Raw genomic sequence first — 19039 nt, 5'->3', positions numbered from 1 at the left:
GCTCTGGACGAATGCTGTCCATCAGGGTGACCAGACGGGCACCGTCGGACAGGTCGCCGTAGTGCAGCGACAGCTTGGTGTCCGAGTCGTCGTGCGGATCGACGTAGATGTGGTCGATTCGGTGGGTGTTGAAGGTCGAGGCCCGACGGATCAGGCCGTGCACCTCGTACCCCTTGGCGAGAAGCAATTCGGCCAGGTACGAACCGTCCTGACCGGTGATGCCAGTGATGAAGGCCTTCTTGGCCACATTTCCCCCTGAAAATCTCAGACAGGACCAGCCTCGCACGAGGCCAATCCCTCGGACCGCGCCCCTCCACGAGGAGCCTTCATCCACTATCGCATGACTAGGCGACCGGAAGATTTCCCATCTTGCATTCTCTCAGGTTCCTTCCATGCCCACAGAAGGACGACGACCCGCCGTGACTAGGTCATTCATCAGGAAACTCTTGGGATCCCCTTAGATAGTTGAGAATTGCCTGAACGGAATCCTCGGGTTACGATCACGTGGCCCGCGACCTCGTCGCTGGCCCCACCCCAAGACTTAAGGAACCGAAGTGGATGTATCACGCCGATCCCTGCTCATGGCCGTGACTGCCAGCCTTCCAGCCATGGCTGTCCAGACCCATGTGGCTCACGGCAGCGACGAGGGCAGGAGCGCCATCAACGTCCGTGCCCTAGGCGCTGCAGGGGATGGGACCAAGAACGACACGCGAGCCATCGACCAAGCGCTCCGCAGCTACGACATCGTCTACTTTCCCGCAGGAAAGTACGTACATGATGGGCGACTCGTCCTGCGCCCGGGCCAGTCTCTGCGTGGCGATGGGGACGCCACGACAATTCTCGCCGCAGTACAGTTCGCAACGCGCTGCACAGCCGACTGGTTGACGATCCATGCCACTGACTGCTCGGTCTTCGATCGCGTGGTCGATGGCGCTGTATTGACGGGCGTCCATTTTATGGGTGGAAACCACTTGGCAGCACTGTCGTTCGATGACAACCGCGTGACGAACTGCACCTTCAACTGGTGCAAATTTTCACACAACACCGTGGGTAACGGGGTGAAGATCGTCGAGAAAGGCTTCTACGAGAGCCACTATGAAAACCTCACGTTCAATGGATGCCAATTCTTCGAGAATCGTCGCATGAACTTTGAAGCAATCCAGCGCAATGGAAACAAGCCCGTGACAATGGGATACAGCGGGATCGTGCTCAACAACTGCCAAGCCATCGGAAATCGGGAGGTACCGAACCAGATCAACGTCTCGTTCGATTCCGAGTTCCTGTCCGACGGAAGCCGCAGGTCGTCCGGATTCTCCACCATTAACGGCGGCGAGATCACCGGCGGCGAAGTCGCTCTGGAACTGGCGGGCTCGATTCACATGACGGTGGACGGCACCTCCATCAACGACGCGTCACAGAAGTCAATCGTCGTGTGCCAGGTCTCCGCGTCTGAGGACGCGGGGCACAAGATTCTCAACGTGACAACCAGCGGCTCTGGAAGAGTCGACATCGCTGGCTCGAACAATTTGGTCAAGGCCTGCAACCTCTCATCCACCGACAAGGCCCTTCGTTTGGTCTATGCAAGTAACACCGTGGTCGACGGGTGCACCATCACAACCACCTACCCAACGGCAATGACCATCGAGACCTCACAGCAGAACGAAATCAAGAACTGCCATTTCAAGGGTGGCTCCTACAACTCAATCCTGGTCCTCTACCCAGGTACGCATGACAACTCAGTCCATGACTGTACTTTTGAGCGCACCCATATCGACATTGACGTGCGCGACAACAATCGTCTAGCAGCATGGAGCAACAACTGAGACAGGATTTCTCCCACCGAGCAGGCCGACTGTCACTATCCGTTTGACTCGGCCTGCTCGGCCACTGCTGAGTAGACAGATTCAATCTCCTGCAGCCAGGCCGCACGAGAGAAGCGCCGACGATGGAGTGAAAGACCTGCGGAAGAGTAGCCATCCCGGGCGGCCGCAACCTTCTCCAAGGCATTGCGAAGGTGACTTGGCTCCGCGGGATCGTAGATCTCGCCAGCGCCACCTTCGGTCAGGTCTTCGGCCGATGCGACATGTTTGGAAACAACCACGGGGGTGCCGCTCGAAAGGGCCTCCAAAGCCGTCGTGGGCACTCCCTCACTCCACAGACTTGGGATCACCAGCGCGGCCGATGACTGCATGGCATGCAGAACCTCCCCTGGGGGTTGCTGCCCATGGAAGACAATGCGCACACCATCGGCCAAGGACTCCACATCGGGACGGAGAGGACCATCACCCAAGACGTCTAACCCATATTCCTCGGGCAACTGCTCGATGAGCTGTAGAATCCCCTTCTCATGGGTCAGACGCCCCACAAAGACAATCCGATCCGTGCTCCGCGCGAGCCCTAGGGACTGGCTGGGTTCAACGAAGTTGGGCAGGACTTTGACCGGCGCAGAAGCGAGCTCCGCGTACAGCACCCCCGCCCCGGAGTTCAACACCAGGACCTGAGCGACATCATGCAGAATCCTGCTGTGACTTCCCTTGTCCCGTGAGGCAATCGCCAAGGGCAACGTCGCCAGTCGACTCTTTCGATAGCACCGATGCTCCAAGGCGGCCAGAGTGGAGTGATCAAGACACTCGTGGCAATCCCCCCCGTCTCTCCAGAGAAGTGCGTTGGAGCAGACCGTGCGATGGTTGTGCAAGGTCACGACCGTCCGATGCCCCCACTCTCTGAGCCAGGACGAACCCCAGTTCGGAAACAGGTTGTGCACATGGACCACATCGGGTGCAAAGTCGGAGAGCTCTCGACTCGGGTCGGGACCGTGAACGCCAGCGGCGGCAAGCGCTGCTCGCGCCGGGTAGCCGGGAGACTTCTTCAACTCGCCAGTGTGGCGCGCAATCAGACCCACTTCGTGACCGCGATCTCGCAGAGCTCGTAACTGTGCGAGGACTACTGCATTCTCACCCGAGGGTTCCTTGGGATCGTAGAAGCTGTGGACAACGGCAATTCTCATCGGATTCGCCTAGCAGCGAGCAGATCCCGAACGACCAGAGCAATGAACTGCGAATTGCCGATCAGATACCGACGCCAGAGCCGGCGCGGTTCCTTGGCCAGCCGGTAACTCCACTCCAAACCCACATGACGAAGAAAACTGGGAGCCGCAGGCACTGTTCCCGCAGAGAAGTCGAAAGCGGCCCCCACTCCCAGCGCGGGAACACCGATCTTGCGAGCCAACTCAACTGCCACGAAGTCCTGCTTCGGCGTGCCGAGCCCCACCCAGACCAAGTCGGGACGAGTGGAGCGGATCCGCTCCGCCACCTCATCAGAGGCGAGTTCTGGGACCGGCGCAAAATCAGGAGCACCAGCGCCTGCGATCACAAGATCCGGGAACCGTTGCTTGAGCGTTTCCTGAAGCTTTTGAAGCGTCTCCGGAGTTGTTCCATAGAGGTAGTGCCGCACCCGCTCCGTCTGTCCAGCATCGAGAACCCTCTCGAAGAGCTCCGGTCCGCGGATCTGACGCGCACGATGGCCGCTCAACCATCCGGCCGCTGCTGCCACCGGCTTCCCATCAGGGAAGTTCACGCCCTCCCCTCTGAGGATCGCCCCATAGTCGCCACGCTCATTCCCCAAGGCGATCGAGTAGGCATTCACCAACCTGACTGGCATTGGCCGCTTCTCTCGAGCCCAACCGAGGACGCGGTCCACCGCCTCAGCCATGTCGGTGATCTGGATTGGAACACCCCCCACCGGCGTCACTTGTGTGTCCGCGGAACCAACCGCGGCCCTCCGCAGAGCCTGCATCACACATACCTCATTCCATGAGCCGGCCCGCGAGACCCCCCCGAGGCTCAGCCACCCATTGGGATGATAGTCACCCACGGTGTCTCACCCCGCCATCCTTTGCTCAGGGCAAGGCAAACCCTCAGGTCACGATGGGGTCAACCGCCAGGTTGGTAGCCTGCGGACCAGGGTGACTGGCGGAATACCGCGATCACGAACCGCGACGAAGGTGATGGAAGATGCACGGCAACAGACGACGGGCGGCCGCATGGTGTCTGGCCACGTGGGCCGTCACATACATCACCTTTCTCGTCGTGATGTCTTCCGCACCCGCGGATCCAACCGGACAGCGGGGCCCCGGTGCGTTCTGGATGGACTTTCGTGACACGCTGTGGCTGCCCACCAAGGATCTTCTTGCTGGGAACATGCCATGGGACATTGCTGCGTACAAGGACAGGTATCCGGGTGCACAGATTGTGCCGGTGTACACCCCTTGGTACGGCATCGTGACCTATCCCTTGACGCTTCTTCCCTACGAGCTCGCGTGCGCCATCTGGCTGGCACTGTCCACAGCAGCCCTTTGCTGCATGGTCACCATGAGCCTTGCGCGCCTGTGGCCGGCTGCGCTGGCCAAGGCACCGTGGGCACTACCTGTGGTCATGACCGTACTGTGCCTTTCTCGACCAGGCCGATCGGGAATCACATCGGGCAACTGGGCCGTCTTGACAGCATCTGGTGCCGCGCTGGCCTTGCTGCTGCCGCCCGAACGTCGGCACCAGACGGTCGCAGCACTGCTCGCATTCGTGAAGCCCCAGGTAGCTGTGCCCTTCGTGGCCACGCAATTGATCAGGGGTGAGGCCAAGTCGTTGTGGCGGCCACTGGGACTGGGCGCCTTGTTGAGCCTTCCCGTTGTCATCCTGGCCTGCCAGCGTGCTGGCGGCCCCTCCCGCGCGCTCGGCTACGTTGTGTCAACGCTCCAAGCTGGAGACGAGGTCAACACTGGTCCGACCTCGCCCAGTTCCACTCGTGTCGACTTGGCAGGTAACCTCGAGCGCTTGGGAGCAGACGCGGCACTGACAATAGTCGGCCTGATGGCCTCCGTCGCCCTTCTGCTCGTTCTTGCCCTGCTCGCCACCCGACGGTTTGGCCCTCTGTCATACCAGTCCCTGCTGGCGTGCGGACTCGCGATGCTCGTGATCCTCCCCAACCAGTCCTACGGCTATCCAGTCCTCATCCCAGGGCTGGTGGCCGCGGTGGGGGCGCTCTCCACCGATTCCAGCCTGTCCACGCGAGACAGGCTGGTCCTTCTTCTCACGCTGACCCTGTTGGCGGTCCCGATTGCAGACACAGGTCCGGCGATGGGGTGGTTGGGGCTCGGCAAACTGTCAGCCGCAGCTGTGACTGCATCCAGTCTGGAGGCATCAGCCCTGGGGATCTTCTGGCTCACCATGAAGTCGAGGCCGGGCGAGGTCAGTCACCCAGTTCAGTGATCCGTTCCGGGGTCACTCTTCCGCGCAAGAGATCAGCGAAGGCCAAGAACTGCCCACGCAGCCGAGACCGGCGGCCCACGGTGTCGGCCCCTCTCACTGCCTTGACGGAATTGGCAGCCACCGATCGTGCAATACGAGGCAGTACGTCGTTGAAGCCCAGTGAACCCTTGCGTCGGAGATACTCCAGGTTCATCACACTGCTGTAGCCATATCGAACATGCTGGGTTCGCCCGCCGGACTGGTGCCCCTGATGGACTACGACGCAGCGGGGTGCGTAAAGGATCCGTCCACTGCCCATGGCCACCAGCCGCCGTGCAAGATCCAGGTCTTCAAATGCCGAATAGAGGGGCAGGCACTCATCAAAGACCCTTCCATCAGGCGCAACCTCGACCAGCGCGGATCGGCGCACCGCAATGTTGCAGCCGTAGAGCTCGTCAACGTCCCCACCAGCTAGGGGCGTCTCCGGATCGCGGCTGCTCTCCAGGGCTTCACGGATCTCCTCCGGACTCAGCTCGACATGCTCGGCCGCCCCGTCCCGGGCCACCTTGCCACTGATCGCGATGACGCCCGGCACCTCGTCAAAGATTCGCGCCACCTCCTCAAGATGGTCATCACGGGGGACAGAATCGTCGTCAAGAAAGACCACTACGTCCACCTCGGGGTCAACCATGCGCAGCCCCGCATTGCGCTGCGCAGCTGCCCCCTTGGGGCTGGGAACAAAGGTGGCGGCTGGGTGGGAAATCCTCAGCCCCGGGTCTTGGAGAACCTCCCTGGGCGGACAAACCAAGATCTGCCAGGCGGGGAAGCTCTGCCCCTCCAGGGCTGTCAAACACCGGTCCAGAGCATCTGGCCGCTGGACTGTTGGAATAACAACAGCGATCTTCACGTACGACATGGCCACCTTTCGTGTTCGAGTCAGCTATGTAATCACTTGGTCTCAAGGCCACACGTCTGCTGGTGATGAGCCAGACAACGACGCCAAAAGTCCACCATCGCTGCGGCAGCGGGCCCGGGGGCCCACCGGTTCGCCTCGGCAGCCTGCAGCAGGGACTTGCGGGTCAGCCGCTCCGCGCTGGAGCAAAGCCAATCGATCTTCTCAGACAGAGCCACGACATCTGATTCAGGGAAGACGCATTCCGGGTCATTGACCACATTTGGCAACTCGCCGCTGTCCGAGACGAGACAGGGCAACCCGACCGTCATGGCTTCCGCCACAGTCCGGCCAAATTGTTCAGCCCAGTTGGTGACAGTCTGGGATGGTTGGACCGCGCAGGTCATATGAGTCATGAGCTCCGCCACCTCTTCCGGCGACACAAAACCATGACGCCGAAGGTCCACACCGAGGCTGTCCGCCTGAGCTTGGAGGGCTTCGCCCTGTGGACCGGTGCCACACAAATGAATCTGATAGGCCCCCTTGTCCGACAGTCGCCCCACAGCCTGAATGACTTTGTCAAACCCCTTTTCCTCTTCCAGTCGACCGATTAGGAGCAACTTTCTGGGCTGACCGGCCTCATGCGGTTGCCATGAGCTCGGCACGAACTCTGAGGGCGGAATGATCGCTGGGCAGACGAGCTCCGGGAAACTCGCCTCCCGACGTGCAGCGACATGTCGGACGCCAGCGATATTCCAGCTGGCGTAACCAGCGAGCCGTGGAATGATTCGCTCTGCTATACCCATCCGAATCCTTGCAATGACCCCTTCACCGTGGAACAGATTCTCTGCACCCAGGACCACGAATGGCCTCCCGAAAGAAGCAACCTCCAGAACAGTCACACCCCAGAGTTCGTTGTTCACATGGATAAGATCGGGCTTGAATCCCTTGATGACCCCTGAAAGTCCCTGCAGATGCCAAAAAGTGAGCTTGTTCGATCTAAGCCCTGTGGCGGGAAGTGCGATGTGTCCTGCGGGAAGGGATTCGTCCGTGTCGTCAGGGCCAACCACCAACAAATCGTCGATAAGTTCTCGAGCGGCTCCCCACAGCCGATTGGAGATCATCCTCGACTCACTGGTCAGAACCAAGATCCGCAACTTCTTCTCCATGGCCACTCCTAGCAATCTATAGTCAGTCATCATTTCGATCTCACATGGTCAGCGGAACCAACTTCGAGATGGGGACTTCTCGGCCGCCCGCCCCGCAACAGATACGCGAAAGACTGGCCGTCAGCAGGAGCATCGGTGTTGGTTGACACCACCATGGTCGCGGTCATGGTCAGAACACACCACAACTGCCACCCCACTCCCAAGAACATCAATCCAGACTCCGTCACAGAGCGCAGCAACATGAATGTCAGCAGCGCAAAGGGAAGAGGGGAGTCCGCGCGCCAACGCCTTACTGCAACGCTCAAACAAGCAAGAATGAACACCAACAAGCCAAACATTCCAATCAGTCCGGACTCCCCGAGGGTTTGAACGAACTGTGAATGTGAATCCCTAACCATCTGCAAACCATAGGGAAGATGTTTTGCAGTGAACTCGGCATCGTATAGATCCAGTCCATATCCAAACATGGGATCGCGAGAGAACTCGGCCATCGCGGCGGCCCAGATCTGGTCACGCCCATTGACTGTTCCCAAACCCTCGTCACCGCCCGCCCCCAACAGCATCCTCTGCAGTGGTGGCATCGCCAAGTAGACCCATGACAGGAGCGCGGTGAATGCGACAGCGATGACGGACACGCTCCCTGGCTTGGTTCGGCCTCGCCACCATACCCACAGGACACCCAGCGCAAGCAGACACGCCATCCAAGAAGTTCGCGACTGGGACAGCAGCAAGCTCCCGGTTGCAAACAGGGAAAAAATGATGCGCTTGGCCTTGTCCCTCTTGGTCCGTGAACACACCTCAAGAAGCAACGAGATCCCCGCAATCTCACCCAAGGTGTTCGGCTGTCCCGTCACTCCACACAGGCGTGTCATCCCGAACAGCTCACGCTCGTCGCCTGGGATCACGCACAGGACCTGATCCGGCCACATGAAAGCTAAGACGAAGCTCAAAACGGTATAGATCCGCAAAGGCCATCTGAGCATGTCAATCGTCACCCCATGCGCATATACCACCAGCGCGAAGCCAAGGATGACGAAAATTGCCATGTACAGCGACACATGTCGCTGCCCAGCCTGAAGATCTGCCAACAACCTGGTGAAACTCCAGACAAGCAACGCACCGAAGACCAGCTGCGTCTCCACCCAATACGGCCCACGATGCCCGTCCGTGCCCCGCATCATGACCAAAGCGGCGCAGCCCAAGGCGATGAGCTGGAACAGACGAGTCGCAACGGAACTGAGCTCTGATGGCCCCCCCAGTTCTGGCCCAGTCGTGGGCGGCTCGATCAAGGCTGTCACAAGCATGATCAGGGCCGAACCCCAGAGCATCCCCTGACCAAGCCGGACATAGAGTCGCCGGTGCGTCGACGCGCCGTGTTCCGACTCCATGCGCCACCTCCTGTGTGTTGCGCAGTCCTGCCGATTGGGCACTGCCCTCACAGTAGCCTGTTCCAGTTGAGCCCCGACCTGGCCGGATCCCACTGATACCCTCTACTCGACCGTGGCCCGATGCCCCCGGTCCTATTCCAAGGGAGAGGTGGAGACAGATGGTGTTCTCCGAATGGCTCAAGGCCTTTCGTCGCTACTGGTGGATCATCGCTCTGTGCACGGTACTCCTGGGCGGCCTTGCTGGAGTGATCACCGCAAGAACTCCAGCCAAATTTCAGTCTTCGAGTTCCGTCTTCTTCTACGTCAGTGCAGCAGATAACGTGACCCAGCTGAACGAGGGCACTGTCTACACCCAGTACCAGCTCCAATCATGGGCAAAATTGGTTGTCTCTCCGACGGTCCTCGAACCCGTGGTTACAGAGTTGGGTCTTGATTCGTCAGCGTCGGACCTTGCGGAGCGGATCGAAGTAGAAGCTCCCGAGCAACTGACCGTCCTGACGCTCACCGTCACCGCCGCCGAACCCGACGAGGCATGGAAGACAGCCCAAGCGGTTGCGCGTCATCTGTCGGGAACGGTCGGCAAGACGATTCCCAAGACGGATGGCGGCAAGATCATGATCGCATCCAACGTGATTTCGGACAGTGCCCCACCCGCGACGCCCTCATCTCCCAGTATGAAGATCAACCTCCTTGTGGGCATCTTGGGCGGCTTGACCACTGGTTGCCTTCTGGCCGCCGCCTTGCACATGACCCGCGAACGTCACCCCGCATCCATTCGAGACCGAGACTCGATCGAATCGGGGGTCGCGACCACTACCGCCGACAAGCAGTGAGGGAAGCCGCTACCAATGGCAGACTCCAATGATTTCTAGGCTTCCCACTTGGCTTCGATCCGATTTGGCACTGGTGTTGACAGCTAGAGTTGTCGGCATGGCCGTGCAGATGCTCACGTTCGTGCTGCTGGCCCGACTCGCCACCCCAGCTCCTTTCGGTTCCTATTCCAAAACCTATTCCTACTTGCTTGTGGTAATTGGTCTGTCGGACCTCGGAGTCCAAGCCCTCGTCGGACGCGAATTCGCCGTCCCAGAATTACGGGATTGGGGTCGCAGAGCCTATTGGCTGCAGGCCTGCTTGGCTGGCGTGACGGCGACAGTTGCTTGCGTGGGTCTTGCCCTGTTCACGACCCACGGCGCAGTCAAGGCATTGATTCCCTGGCAAGTTTTCGTTGAGATCCAACAGGCCTGCACCTTGGCGCTGGCATTGGCCGCCGGCCATGCACAGGTACAAGTCCGCACCATCTTGGTAAGTCGACTCCCCGTGCTTGTGGCCATGCTGGCTGCCTCGGCTAGCCATGTCAATGGATATCCAGTGTTGGTCGTGTACCTGTTGACGACCATCGCATCGACACTCACAGCTGTCCTGTGGGTGCTGGTCCATCTCGACATCCTCAAGAACATCGGGATCCCCAAGGATTGGCGTTCCATCTTGTCCAAGTCACGTCACTTCCTGCTCTCGTCAGCAAGCTGGCAGGTGCGTCAATTGGACACTGCTCTGGTCGGCTGGGCAGCCAATGCGACCCAAGCGGCCTTTTATGCCGTTCCTGCACGCCTCGTAGGGCCCTTGCGCCTGTTCGACACTTCCCTGACAGCTGTCGTGGTGCCCTATGTTCGACGCGGCGAGAAGGATCGGGTTCTCAAGTTTACCAAGGTGATGGCGGCCGTCGTGCTCGCCATGTCAGTAGGTTTTGCCGTTGTGAGCGTCTACCTTCCACGGTTGGTGAAAGTCATCCTCGGGGAGAGCTACCTGCCAACCGTCGGACCCCTTCGCGCAATGCTGGCCGCCACGGCTGCCCTGATGGCTGCCAACTACATCACCGCGGTGATCCAAGCCGCTGGTCGCGAGCGCTTCGTTGGCCTCCAAGGTGGTGCTCTGGCAGCCTTGTTCGTGGTCCTGGTCCCACTGGGAGCGCACCTCTGGGCCGCCACGGGCGCCGCCATCGCAGTCCTCATCATCAATGGCCTACAGCTAGTCAGCTCACTCGCCGTCGCTAGGAGCGTGTTCCGTGAGTTTGTCACCAGCCGATCCACTCAACCCCAGTCAGCCACCTCGACCGAGCAGGATGGACACTGTGCCGCCAAGGCTGGCAAGCCACGGAGAGCAAGCGCCGTCGCCGACCCCAGGCTTGAGGACGGATACCGAGATTCTTGTGGGGATCCCCTCACGCGACCGCGTCGAGCAGCTCAGTGAGTGCCTGGAATCGCTGCGCCGTCATGTAGGCGATCGCGTGGATATCTTGGTCGTCGACAATGGGGACTCTCCCATGCCCATTGGGGACTTCCCCGGCATGCGAGTCAGTGTCCTGAATGTCGCGCCGGGGTTGACCGCGGCAAGGAATACCATCCTGGACCGGTTCGCTGCGGGCACCTACAGCGACCTCATTTTCTTGGACGATGACCAAACGGTGCGCGAGGGTTGGCTGGAAGGCTTGGTCTCCCACCGGGACAGACACCCGGGAAGCGTCGTGGCAGGGATGGTCGACTACACCTCCACACCCACCAGTGATCCGGCCTTGCGTGAATTGCTCCAACAATGGAGCCAGGGGCGACCCGAAGGAGAGCTGCCCACGGTCGGGGCGGGCAACACCCTGGTGCCCCGCTCCGCGATGGAAGACGCTGGCTGGCCCCGCTTCGATGCCTCTTTCGACATGGGCGGTGAGGACACCGCACTGTTCGCCGAGCTTCGGGCCCATGGAACCACTTTTTGGTGCACGGCGGAGGCGACCGTGGATGAACTGTTCTCGACTGCTCGAATGACTCGCCGCTGGTTCATTCAGCGCGAAGTAGTGAACGGCCATGCCATCGGCACTTTGGAGCTTCGCACCGTGGCACCACACCAGATCATCCCTTGGATGGTTTCAGCGACGGCTCGCTGTTTGGCTGGTTTGGGACTTGGCCTGGGGACTGCCTGCCTTCGGCGGCGCCTGTGGCCCCAGGACTTCAACGTCCTGTGGGGCGGCGTTGGGCGGTTGCAGGCCCTGATGGCACTCAGGCGCCAACCGCGATCATCAACCCTGCAGAGTTTTTGAAAGATCACCGGAAACCCCCTAGCCAGAGCACCGCAGTGACAGTCTGACCCCGTTCATCGCCTAGCCTCGAAGCCGAAGTCACCATGTTTGGGGGAAACGAATGGCCGAGAACTGGAACGTGGTCGGGGGTGGCGCAACGGGCGCCTACCTGGCCCTCGAGGGCGCCAAGCGCGGCCACACGGTGACGCTCGTGGACCGCAATCCCACCGTGGGCGGGTTGACGGCCACCGAACAGTTCACCGTCAACGGCCAGACCTTCGACGTGGATCGCTTCTACCACGTGATCATGGAGTCGGACGAGAAGGTCCTGGCCCTGCTCGACGAGCTGGGCCTCAAAGACCAGGTCCGCTGGACCAGCGCCCCGGCCGAGATCATCAACCACGGCACCCGCTACCCGGCCACCAGCCTGGTGGAGATGGCGACGCTGCCGATGCTCAAGGCCACCGACCGGGCGCGCATCGGCGCCTCGATCGCCGCATCGCTCGCACTGCCGATGCCGCTGGCCAACCGGATGACGGCCGTCAGCTGGCTCGGCCGCACCGCCGGGCGCTCCGCGCTGGAGGCCTTCTGGTGGCCGATCCTGCGCGCCAAGCTCGGAACCCAGGCCAACCAGGTCTCGGCCGGCTTCATGGTGAGCACCTTCCGTCGCCTCGTGCAGGCCCGGCTCAAGGGCGCCGGTGACCGTTTCGGCGTGCTGCCGCACGGCTACGCACCCGTCTTCGCCGCCATGCTCGAGGACCTGGAGGCCCGCGGCGGCACCGTGCGCACCGGCGTCAGCGCCACCGCCATCCACCACGAGCACGACGGGGTCGACGTCACCCTCGACGACGGCACGATGCTGCACGGCGACCGGGTCTTCGTCACCACGCCGGGGCCGGTCACGGCCCAGCTGGTGCCGCAGTTGACCCAGACCGAGAAGCAGCAGCTCACCGCCGCCCCCTACCTGGGCGTGGTCTGCGGCACCTTCCTGCTGGAACAGGCCCCCAACGACTCCTACATCACCTACCTCACCGATGACGTCGGCCTGACCGGCGTCATCGGCATGCATGCGCTGATGGCCGAGGACGCCACCGGCGGCGCGAAGCTGGTCTACCTGCCGCACTACTGCGCCAGCGACGACGAGTGGTTCGATCTGGACGACGACGAGGTGGGCCGGCGGCTGCTCGACGCGCTGCGCTCCTGCTTCCCGGGCCAGACGATCACGCCCGTGGCGCACAGCATCAACCGGGCCCGCCACGTCGTTCCGCTGCCGCTGCCCGGCTCGGGCGAACCGTTGCCCTTCACCACCTCCGTGCCGGGCGTCCACGTCGTCGGCACGGCACAGAACACCACCGGGACCCTGAACGTCGAGGGTTCCCTGGCCATGGCCGACCAGGCCCTGGCCGAGACGATCGGGGAGAAGAACTGATGAGCAAGCCACTGGCCAGCGTCGGACTGGATGCCGACAATTTCTGGAGCTACAAGCGCACCCACGGCGATGCCGACTGGGTGGAGCGCCCCAGCTACCTGCCCGTGCTGGGCGAGCGGATGGAGGCCTGCTTCACGCAGCACCAGATCACGCCCTCGGTCTTCGTCGTCGGTGCCGACGCCGCGGCGGCCGACGGCCCCGATTTCGTGCAGCGCATGGTCCAGATGGGGTGCGAGATCGGCTCGCACAGCTATGAGCACGAGCCGTGGCTGCACCTGTACTCCCCCACCCAGCTGCGCGACGAGCTCAGGCGCACCGAGGACGCCCTCCAGGCCGCCGGCGCGCCGAAGCCGCGCGGCTTCCGCGCGCCCGGCTTCGCGATGAGCCCCGACCTGATGCGGGCCCTGGTGGAGCTCGACTACGACTACGACTGCTCGGTGCTGGCCACCTGGATCGGCCCGCTGGCCCGCCAGTACTACCTGCGCACCAACAAGGACCTCACCAAGAGCGAGCGCGAGGACCGCAAGGCCCTGTTCGGTTCGCTGTGGGATGCAGCCCTGCCCAACAAGCCCTTCACCTGGAAGGCGCCCTGCTGCGGCACCGGCGAGAATGCCCAGCCCGCGGTGCAGCTCACCGAACTGCCGGTGACCGTCTTCCCGCTGCTGCGGGTGCCGATCCACGCCAGCTATGTCATCTACCTGTCGGGCTACTCGGTGCCGCTGGCCAAGGCCTACATCACCGCCGCCCTGGCCTTCTGCCGCGCCACCGGCACCCAGCCGAGCCTGCTGCTGCACCCGCTCGACCTGCTCGACGGCTCCGACGCGCCCGGCCTGGAATTCTTCCCCGGCATGAACATGCCGCTGGGCAAGAAGCAGGAGATGCTCGACTTCATCCTGGACGCCTTCTCGCGCCAGTACCGGCTGGTGAGCCTCGCCGAGCACGCTGAGAGCGTCAAGGGCATCCCGGTGCGCGAGCGCGGCATCGACGTGCTCGCGCGCGGCCGCGAGGTGCGTCCCGCCCGCGCCCAGAACTGAGGCGTGACGTGAGCCACAACGACGAGAAGGTCCTGGTGGTGCTGGGCACCCGTCCCGAGGCCATCAAGCTGGCGGGCATCATCCGCGCCCTGGGCGACGATGCCGCAGTGATCCACACCGGCCAGCACTATGACGAGAACATGTGGGGCCGGGTGCTGGGCGACTTGGCTGGGGTGAGCGTGAGCGACCACATCTCCATCGGCGGCCGCACCCGCGGCGAGCAGGTGGGGCTGGCGGTGCAAGAGCTCACCGGTTACCTGCTGGAGCATCCTGCCCAGGCCGTGGTGGTGCAGGGTGACACCAACTCCACCCTGGCCGGCGCCCTGGCCGCGAACATGCTGGGCATCCCCGTCGTGCACGTGGAGGCCGGGCTGCGCAGCCACGACCGCAGCATGCCGGAGGAGGTCAACCGCATCTTGGTGGACCAGGTGGCCGAGCTGTGCTGCGCCCCGGTCGAGAGCAATGCCGAGCAGCTGCGCAGCGAGGGCGTCGACGACTCCCGCATGGCCGTCACCGGCAACACGCTGGCCGACGCGCTGTCGGTGCTGCGGGTGGACGAGGACGAGACCGAGGCGATCCTGCGCCGGCACGGGGTGGAGCGCGACCTGTTCGTCCTGTCCACCATCCACCGCGCCGGCACCGTCGACGACCGGGAGAAGCTCACCCGCCTGTTGGAGGGCCTGGCCGCCGTCGCCGAACGCACCACGGTCCTGCTGCCGCTGCACCCGCACACGCGCAAGAACATCGCCGCCTGGGGCCTGGAGCAGTCGCTGGGGTCGATCACGGTCGTCGAGCCGCTGCCGCCCAAGGAGTTCATGGCGCTGGAGCAGACCGCTGGGCTGATCATCAGCGACTCCGGCGGCGTGCAGGAGGAGGCCTGCCTGTTCCGTCGCCCGCTGCTGGTGGTGCGCGACTCCACCGAGCGCCCCGAGTTGCTCGACGGCTGGTGCCGCCTCCTGGGTGACGAGGACCCGGTGACCACCATGGTGCAGGCCTGGGACGTCTCGGCCGGCTGGCGCGAACAGCTCGCCACCCGAGACTTCCCCTATCGCACCGACGAGGTGAGCCAGGCCATCGTCGCCGAGATCAACCGCCGCTGGCCGGCGCACCACGCGGCATGATCGTTGCCAGCATCGTCGCCCTGCTGCTGGGCGTGCTCGCCTACGGCATCGCGGGGGCCCGGCTGCATGCCGGCTCCCGCGAGGAGGGCGGCGCCCTGCGATCTCGCTCGTGGTGGCTGGGCACGGTGCTGCAGGCCGCCGGTTTCGGCTTCACCCTGCTGGCCCGGCGCAGCCTGCCGCTGATGGTCGTCCAGGCCTGCTCTGCCGCGGGATTGGGCGTGACCGCGGCCCTGCAGCACGCCAGCGGGGTGCGCCGCCTGCGCGGCGGCGAGGTCGCCGCGATCCTGGGCCTGCTGGTGGGGCTGGGCCTGCTGAGCACCTCGACCCTGCCCGGCCCTGCCGTTGCGATCCGCCCCGCCCACATCGTGCTGATGGCGGTCTGTGCCGCCATCTGCCTGGCGGCCCTGGCCGTGCGCCTGCCACCCCTGTTGATGGGTTTGGCGGCGGGGCTCGGCTTCAGCTTCGGCGCGATCGGTGCGCGCCTGGTGATCGGCGACGTCGCCCACCCCTTGTGGATCTTCTGGCAGCTGCCCGCATCCACCTGGGCCGTGGGCCTGCTCACCGGCGCCGGCATCGTGCTGGGCCAGGTGCACATGACCCGCGGCCTGGCACGCTCCGAGGCGACCACCGTGCTGGGCCCGATGTACCTGGCCGAGACGCTGGTGCCCACGATCGCAGGCTTGACCCTGCTCGGGGAGCACCCGCGCCCGCACACGGGTCTGCTGGCGCTGGCCGGGCTGGCGCTGACGCTCGTCGGAACCTCAGGGCTACTGCGCCGCGACCCGCCAGTGGGATGAACCGGTCGAACAGGCGCTTTCCCTTGCCCACTTGGAAGGTGGTGGCTCCACCAGCCTCGCGACGGGGCCGGCCACCTGAGTGATTGATGAAAAAGCTAGCTGACAAGCAGCTTCAGGGCCACGACGACCCACTCGGCGGATAGCGTGAACAATGAAAGTCCGGGGGGCCGACAGGGGGAAACAAGGATGAGCACCATCCAGAATCATGATGCAGACCAGCGCAATGTGCAGGGCACCGGCGCACAGCACCACGGCCCGACCGGCACCTTCATCGTGCCGGCCTTCCGCGAGGCGGACACCATCGCCCGCACGCTCGTGGCGCTCGACGAACTGGCCCGCGCCAAGAGCGACTTCGAGTGGGAGATCATCGTCGTCAACGACGGCTCCGACGACGACACCCTCGCCGTCGCCACCAAGGCGGCAGAGCCCCTGGAGACCACGGTGCGCATCCTCTCGCACCGTCGCAATGCCGGCCTCGGAGCGGGCATGCGCACCGGAATTCAGGCCTCCACCGGCGACGTCGTGCTGGCCGTCGACTGCGACCTCAGCTACTCCGTCGAGGACATCAGCCGCCTGATCGACACCTGGGCCGAGAGCCACCCGCACGTGGTCATCGCCTCCCCCTACATGGAGGGAGGCGCCTCGGTGCAGGTGCCCAAGCCGCTGGCGGTGCGCAGCCAGGCCGCCAATGCGATCCTGTCCAAGGCCTCCTACCATGACATCCGCACGCTGACCGGCATGGTGCGGGCCTATGACGGCCCCTTCATCCGCTCGCTCTCGCTCAAGGCCGAGGGCCCCGACATCATGGTCGAGATCCTCTACAAGGCCCAGATCCTGCGCGCCCGCATCGTGGAGATCCCGGCCACCCTGAGCTGGGCCGGGCTGGACCAGCGCGTCTCGCGCTCGGCGCTGACCAGCACCACCAGCAAGATGACCACCTACCGCCAGCTCATCAATGCCTACCTGTGGCGGCCGTTCTGGCTGCCGCTGGCCCCGGCACTGTTCTTCGGGCTGGTGGCCTTTGTGCTCACCATGACCGGCCACCTGGGCTGGCACGGCATCGCCACCGCCTCGGCCGTGCTCTTCTTCGTGCTGCTGGTGCAGTCGATGATGACCCTGCAGTCCAAGCGCTACTTCGAGGAGCTCTACAACCTCGGCTTCGGCCTCAAGGCCGTCAGCCCCGTGGAGCCGATCCGCACGCCCTCAGTGGAGTACTGCCCCAAGACGGCCGCGGCCGAGCGCTTCGACGAAGACGCCTGGCGGCTGGCCTCCACCGCCCGCCAGGACGAGCTGCAGCACCAGCACTGAGGGGCCTTGGGCTGATTGAACCCAATGAGGGCAGCACACGACGCAGGTGAGCCGCCTGGGGACGATGGCCCGGCTCACCGGCGTGAAGCTCCAGCCCACCGATCCTCCACTGGTGGCGGGAAGCGGCCGGCGCTTGCCAGCAAACAGCGGTCCCGAGTTCATGACGGGCGTGGGTGTGGATGACCCTGGGATCAGTCCCACCCAAACCGTCTAGGCTGGTCCAATGAGCATTGTTCTAGGAATCGACATCGGCGGATCCGGCGTCAAGGGCGCTCCTGTCGACCTCGACAAGGGCGAGTTCGCCGCTGAACGCTTCCGGATCGAGACCCCCGAGGAGTCGACGCCCGAGGCCGTCGCCACGGTGGTCGCCGAGATCGTCGAGCACTTCGCCGACCAGATCGGCAAGGACACCCCCATCGGAATCACCGTCCCGGCACCCGTGCGCCACGGCCGGATCCCGATGATCGCCAACCTGCACGCTGACTGGAAGGGGCTGGAGGCAGAGGCCTTCTTCTCCGAGCGCCTCGGCCGCCCGGTCACCGTCGTCAACGACGCCGATGCCGCCGGCATCGCCGAGGTCCACTACGGCGCCGCCAAGGACACCGAGGGCGTGGTCATCCTGACCACCCTGGGCACCGGCATCGGCACCGCCGTGATCAACGACGGCGTGCTGCTGCCCAACACCGAGCTGGGCCACATCGAGGTCGACGGCCACGACGCCGAGAGCCGCGCCGCCAAGAGCGCCAAGGAGCGCGAGGACCTCTCCTACAAGGAGTGGGCGGTGCGCCTGCAGCGCTACTACGAGACGATGCAGATGCTGTTCTGGCCAGACCTGTTCGTGGTCGGCGGCGGCGTGAGCAAGAAGCACGAGAAGTTCCTGCCGCTGCTCGACCTGGAGACCCCGATCGTGCCCGCCGCGCTGCTCAACAGCGCAGGGATCATCGGCGCCGCCCGGATGGCCGCCGACCGCGCCTGAACCGACGCCCCTGCTGCCGGTCGCTGCCAGGCTCAGGCCTCGCAGCGACCCAGCCGGATCTCCTTCAGGTAGCCGCCCAGCTGGTAGGCCACCATGTAGGGACGCTGGTCATCCCACGATGAGACGTGGCGCCCCACCACCGGCACCAGCGTGCCCAGGCAGCGCTCGAAGATGAAGCGGGAGCGCGGAGCGTGGAAGTCAATGGTCAGGACCGCGGCCGTCGTCCAGTCGTTCTCGGCCATCAACCTCTTCAGGCCCATCGCCTCGCCACGCGTCGTCGCAGGATCGGGCGCGAAACAGTGGATGGGCCAGGGGGCATCCGAGCGGCAGTACTGCAGGTCCTGCGGGAGCGTAGGGGTGGACAGGACCAGGTTCCTCGCCCTGCCCTCGGCCATGAGCTGGTCGGCCATCTCGATCCGCCATGGTTCGAGCGGCCCGAGCACCAGCAGCGCGTCGACCGGCTCGACGGGCATCTGGTCCAGGTGCGGCCGGTAGACCACCCGCCAGGCGAAGACCATGACCAGGCCCACCAGCAGCACGACCGTCCCGGTCACCACGCGTGCCAGCACGTGCTCCGGGGGCCTTCGCCGGGACTGCGGCTGGGCATCGCTCATAGCA

The 19039-nt window shown here is 63.8% G+C and carries 18 protein-coding genes; 11 read left to right on the top strand and 7 right to left on the bottom strand.

All coding sequences use genetic code 11. The features are described from left to right. On the bottom strand, positions 1-247 hold a 247-nt coding region (locus ACHFFZ_RS13475; RefSeq protein ID WP_394277117.1), incomplete at its 3' end, for a GDP-mannose 4,6-dehydratase. A gap of 361 nt (positions 248-608) precedes the next feature. On the opposite strand from ACHFFZ_RS13475, the gene ACHFFZ_RS13470 reads away from it, so the two are divergent. Then, entirely contained in the window at positions 609-1823 is a 1215-nt protein-coding gene (locus ACHFFZ_RS13470; protein WP_394277116.1) for a glycosyl hydrolase family 28-related protein, read from the top strand. Positions 1824-1858: 35 nt separating this feature from the next. Here the strand turns inward: ACHFFZ_RS13470 and ACHFFZ_RS13465 are convergent, their stop codons facing one another. Continuing rightward, positions 1859-3007, bottom strand: a complete 1149-nt coding sequence (locus ACHFFZ_RS13465) for a glycosyltransferase family 4 protein (protein ID WP_394277115.1) — start codon at positions 3005-3007, stop codon at positions 1859-1861. Continuing rightward, a complete protein-coding gene (locus ACHFFZ_RS13460; protein WP_394277114.1) occupies positions 3004-3711 on the bottom strand; it encodes a WecB/TagA/CpsF family glycosyltransferase in 708 nt (235 codons plus the stop codon). The genes ACHFFZ_RS13465 and ACHFFZ_RS13460 overlap by 4 nt, the downstream gene beginning before the upstream one ends. A gap of 434 nt (positions 3712-4145) precedes the next feature. Here ACHFFZ_RS13460 and ACHFFZ_RS13455 point away from each other — a divergent pair, with 434 nt between their 5' ends. After that, the gene (locus ACHFFZ_RS13455) at positions 4146-5264 is read left to right on the top strand and encodes a glycosyltransferase family 87 protein (RefSeq protein ID WP_394277113.1); all 1119 of its coding nucleotides are present in this window, start codon (positions 4146-4148) and stop codon (positions 5262-5264) included. On the opposite strand, the gene ACHFFZ_RS13450 is transcribed toward ACHFFZ_RS13455, so the two are convergent. Genes ACHFFZ_RS13450 through ACHFFZ_RS13440 form a run of 3 tightly spaced genes read right to left on the bottom strand, consistent with a single transcriptional unit; the run spans position 5245 to position 8692 of the window. Beyond that, positions 5245-6159: a glycosyltransferase family 2 protein gene (locus ACHFFZ_RS13450; protein WP_394277112.1), complete on the bottom strand. Its 915-nt coding sequence runs from the start codon at positions 6157-6159 to the stop codon at positions 5245-5247. The genes ACHFFZ_RS13455 and ACHFFZ_RS13450 overlap by 20 nt on opposite strands. Before the next feature lie 32 nt (positions 6160-6191). Beyond that, positions 6192-7304, bottom strand: coding sequence for a glycosyltransferase family 4 protein (locus ACHFFZ_RS13445; protein ID WP_394277111.1), 1113 nt, complete (start codon positions 7302-7304; stop codon positions 6192-6194). A 29-nt stretch (positions 7305-7333) separates the two neighbouring features. Beyond that, positions 7334-8692 (bottom strand): O-antigen ligase family protein, encoded by a 1359-nt coding sequence (locus tag ACHFFZ_RS13440; protein ID WP_394277110.1) that lies wholly within the window; start codon positions 8690-8692, stop codon positions 7334-7336. Positions 8693-8850: 158 nt separating this feature from the next. Here ACHFFZ_RS13440 and ACHFFZ_RS13435 point away from each other — a divergent pair, with 158 nt between their 5' ends. The 9 genes from ACHFFZ_RS13435 to ppgK all read left to right on the top strand — a co-directional run bounded on the left by ACHFFZ_RS13435 (position 8851) and on the right by ppgK (position 18421). Further along, positions 8851-9525, top strand: coding sequence for a YveK family protein (locus tag ACHFFZ_RS13435; protein ID WP_394277109.1), 675 nt, complete (start codon positions 8851-8853; stop codon positions 9523-9525). A gap of 28 nt (positions 9526-9553) precedes the next feature. After that, positions 9554-10939: a lipopolysaccharide biosynthesis protein gene (locus tag ACHFFZ_RS13430; protein WP_394277108.1), complete on the top strand. Its 1386-nt coding sequence runs from the start codon at positions 9554-9556 to the stop codon at positions 10937-10939. Then, complete coding sequence (locus ACHFFZ_RS13425; RefSeq protein WP_394277118.1) at positions 10821-11777, top strand: glycosyltransferase family 2 protein; 957 nt, start codon at positions 10821-10823, stop codon at positions 11775-11777. The genes ACHFFZ_RS13430 and ACHFFZ_RS13425 overlap by 119 nt, the downstream gene beginning before the upstream one ends. Positions 11778-11877: 100 nt before the next feature. Then, entirely contained in the window at positions 11878-13185 is a 1308-nt protein-coding gene (locus ACHFFZ_RS13420) for an FAD-dependent oxidoreductase (protein WP_394277107.1), read from the top strand. Further along, positions 13185-14219, top strand: coding sequence for a polysaccharide deacetylase family protein (locus tag ACHFFZ_RS13415; RefSeq protein WP_394277106.1), 1035 nt, complete (start codon positions 13185-13187; stop codon positions 14217-14219). The genes ACHFFZ_RS13420 and ACHFFZ_RS13415 overlap by 1 nt, the downstream gene beginning before the upstream one ends. Before the next feature lie 8 nt (positions 14220-14227). Then, positions 14228-15340: a non-hydrolyzing UDP-N-acetylglucosamine 2-epimerase gene (gene wecB / locus ACHFFZ_RS13410; protein ID WP_394277105.1), complete on the top strand. Its 1113-nt coding sequence runs from the start codon at positions 14228-14230 to the stop codon at positions 15338-15340. Continuing rightward, positions 15337-16137, top strand: coding sequence for a hypothetical protein (locus ACHFFZ_RS13405; RefSeq protein ID WP_394277104.1), 801 nt, complete (start codon positions 15337-15339; stop codon positions 16135-16137). Before wecB ends, ACHFFZ_RS13405 begins: the two co-directional genes overlap by 4 nt. A gap of 186 nt (positions 16138-16323) precedes the next feature. Continuing rightward, entirely contained in the window at positions 16324-17445 is a 1122-nt protein-coding gene (locus tag ACHFFZ_RS13400; protein ID WP_394277103.1) for a glycosyltransferase family 2 protein, read from the top strand. A gap of 223 nt (positions 17446-17668) precedes the next feature. Beyond that, positions 17669-18421, top strand: a complete 753-nt coding sequence (ppgK, locus tag ACHFFZ_RS13395) for a polyphosphate--glucose phosphotransferase (RefSeq protein WP_394277102.1) — start codon at positions 17669-17671, stop codon at positions 18419-18421. A 32-nt stretch (positions 18422-18453) separates the two neighbouring features. Here ppgK and ACHFFZ_RS13390 read toward each other — a convergent pair. Beyond that, positions 18454-19039, bottom strand: a 586-nt coding sequence (locus ACHFFZ_RS13390) for a hypothetical protein (RefSeq protein WP_394277101.1), incomplete at its 5' end; no start/stop codon positions are given.

This window comes from Luteococcus sp., from assembly GCF_043424415.1.
Taxonomy (GTDB): domain Bacteria; phylum Actinomycetota; class Actinomycetes; order Propionibacteriales; family Propionibacteriaceae; genus Luteococcus.
This window is presented reverse-complemented; position numbering and strand designations above follow the sequence as displayed.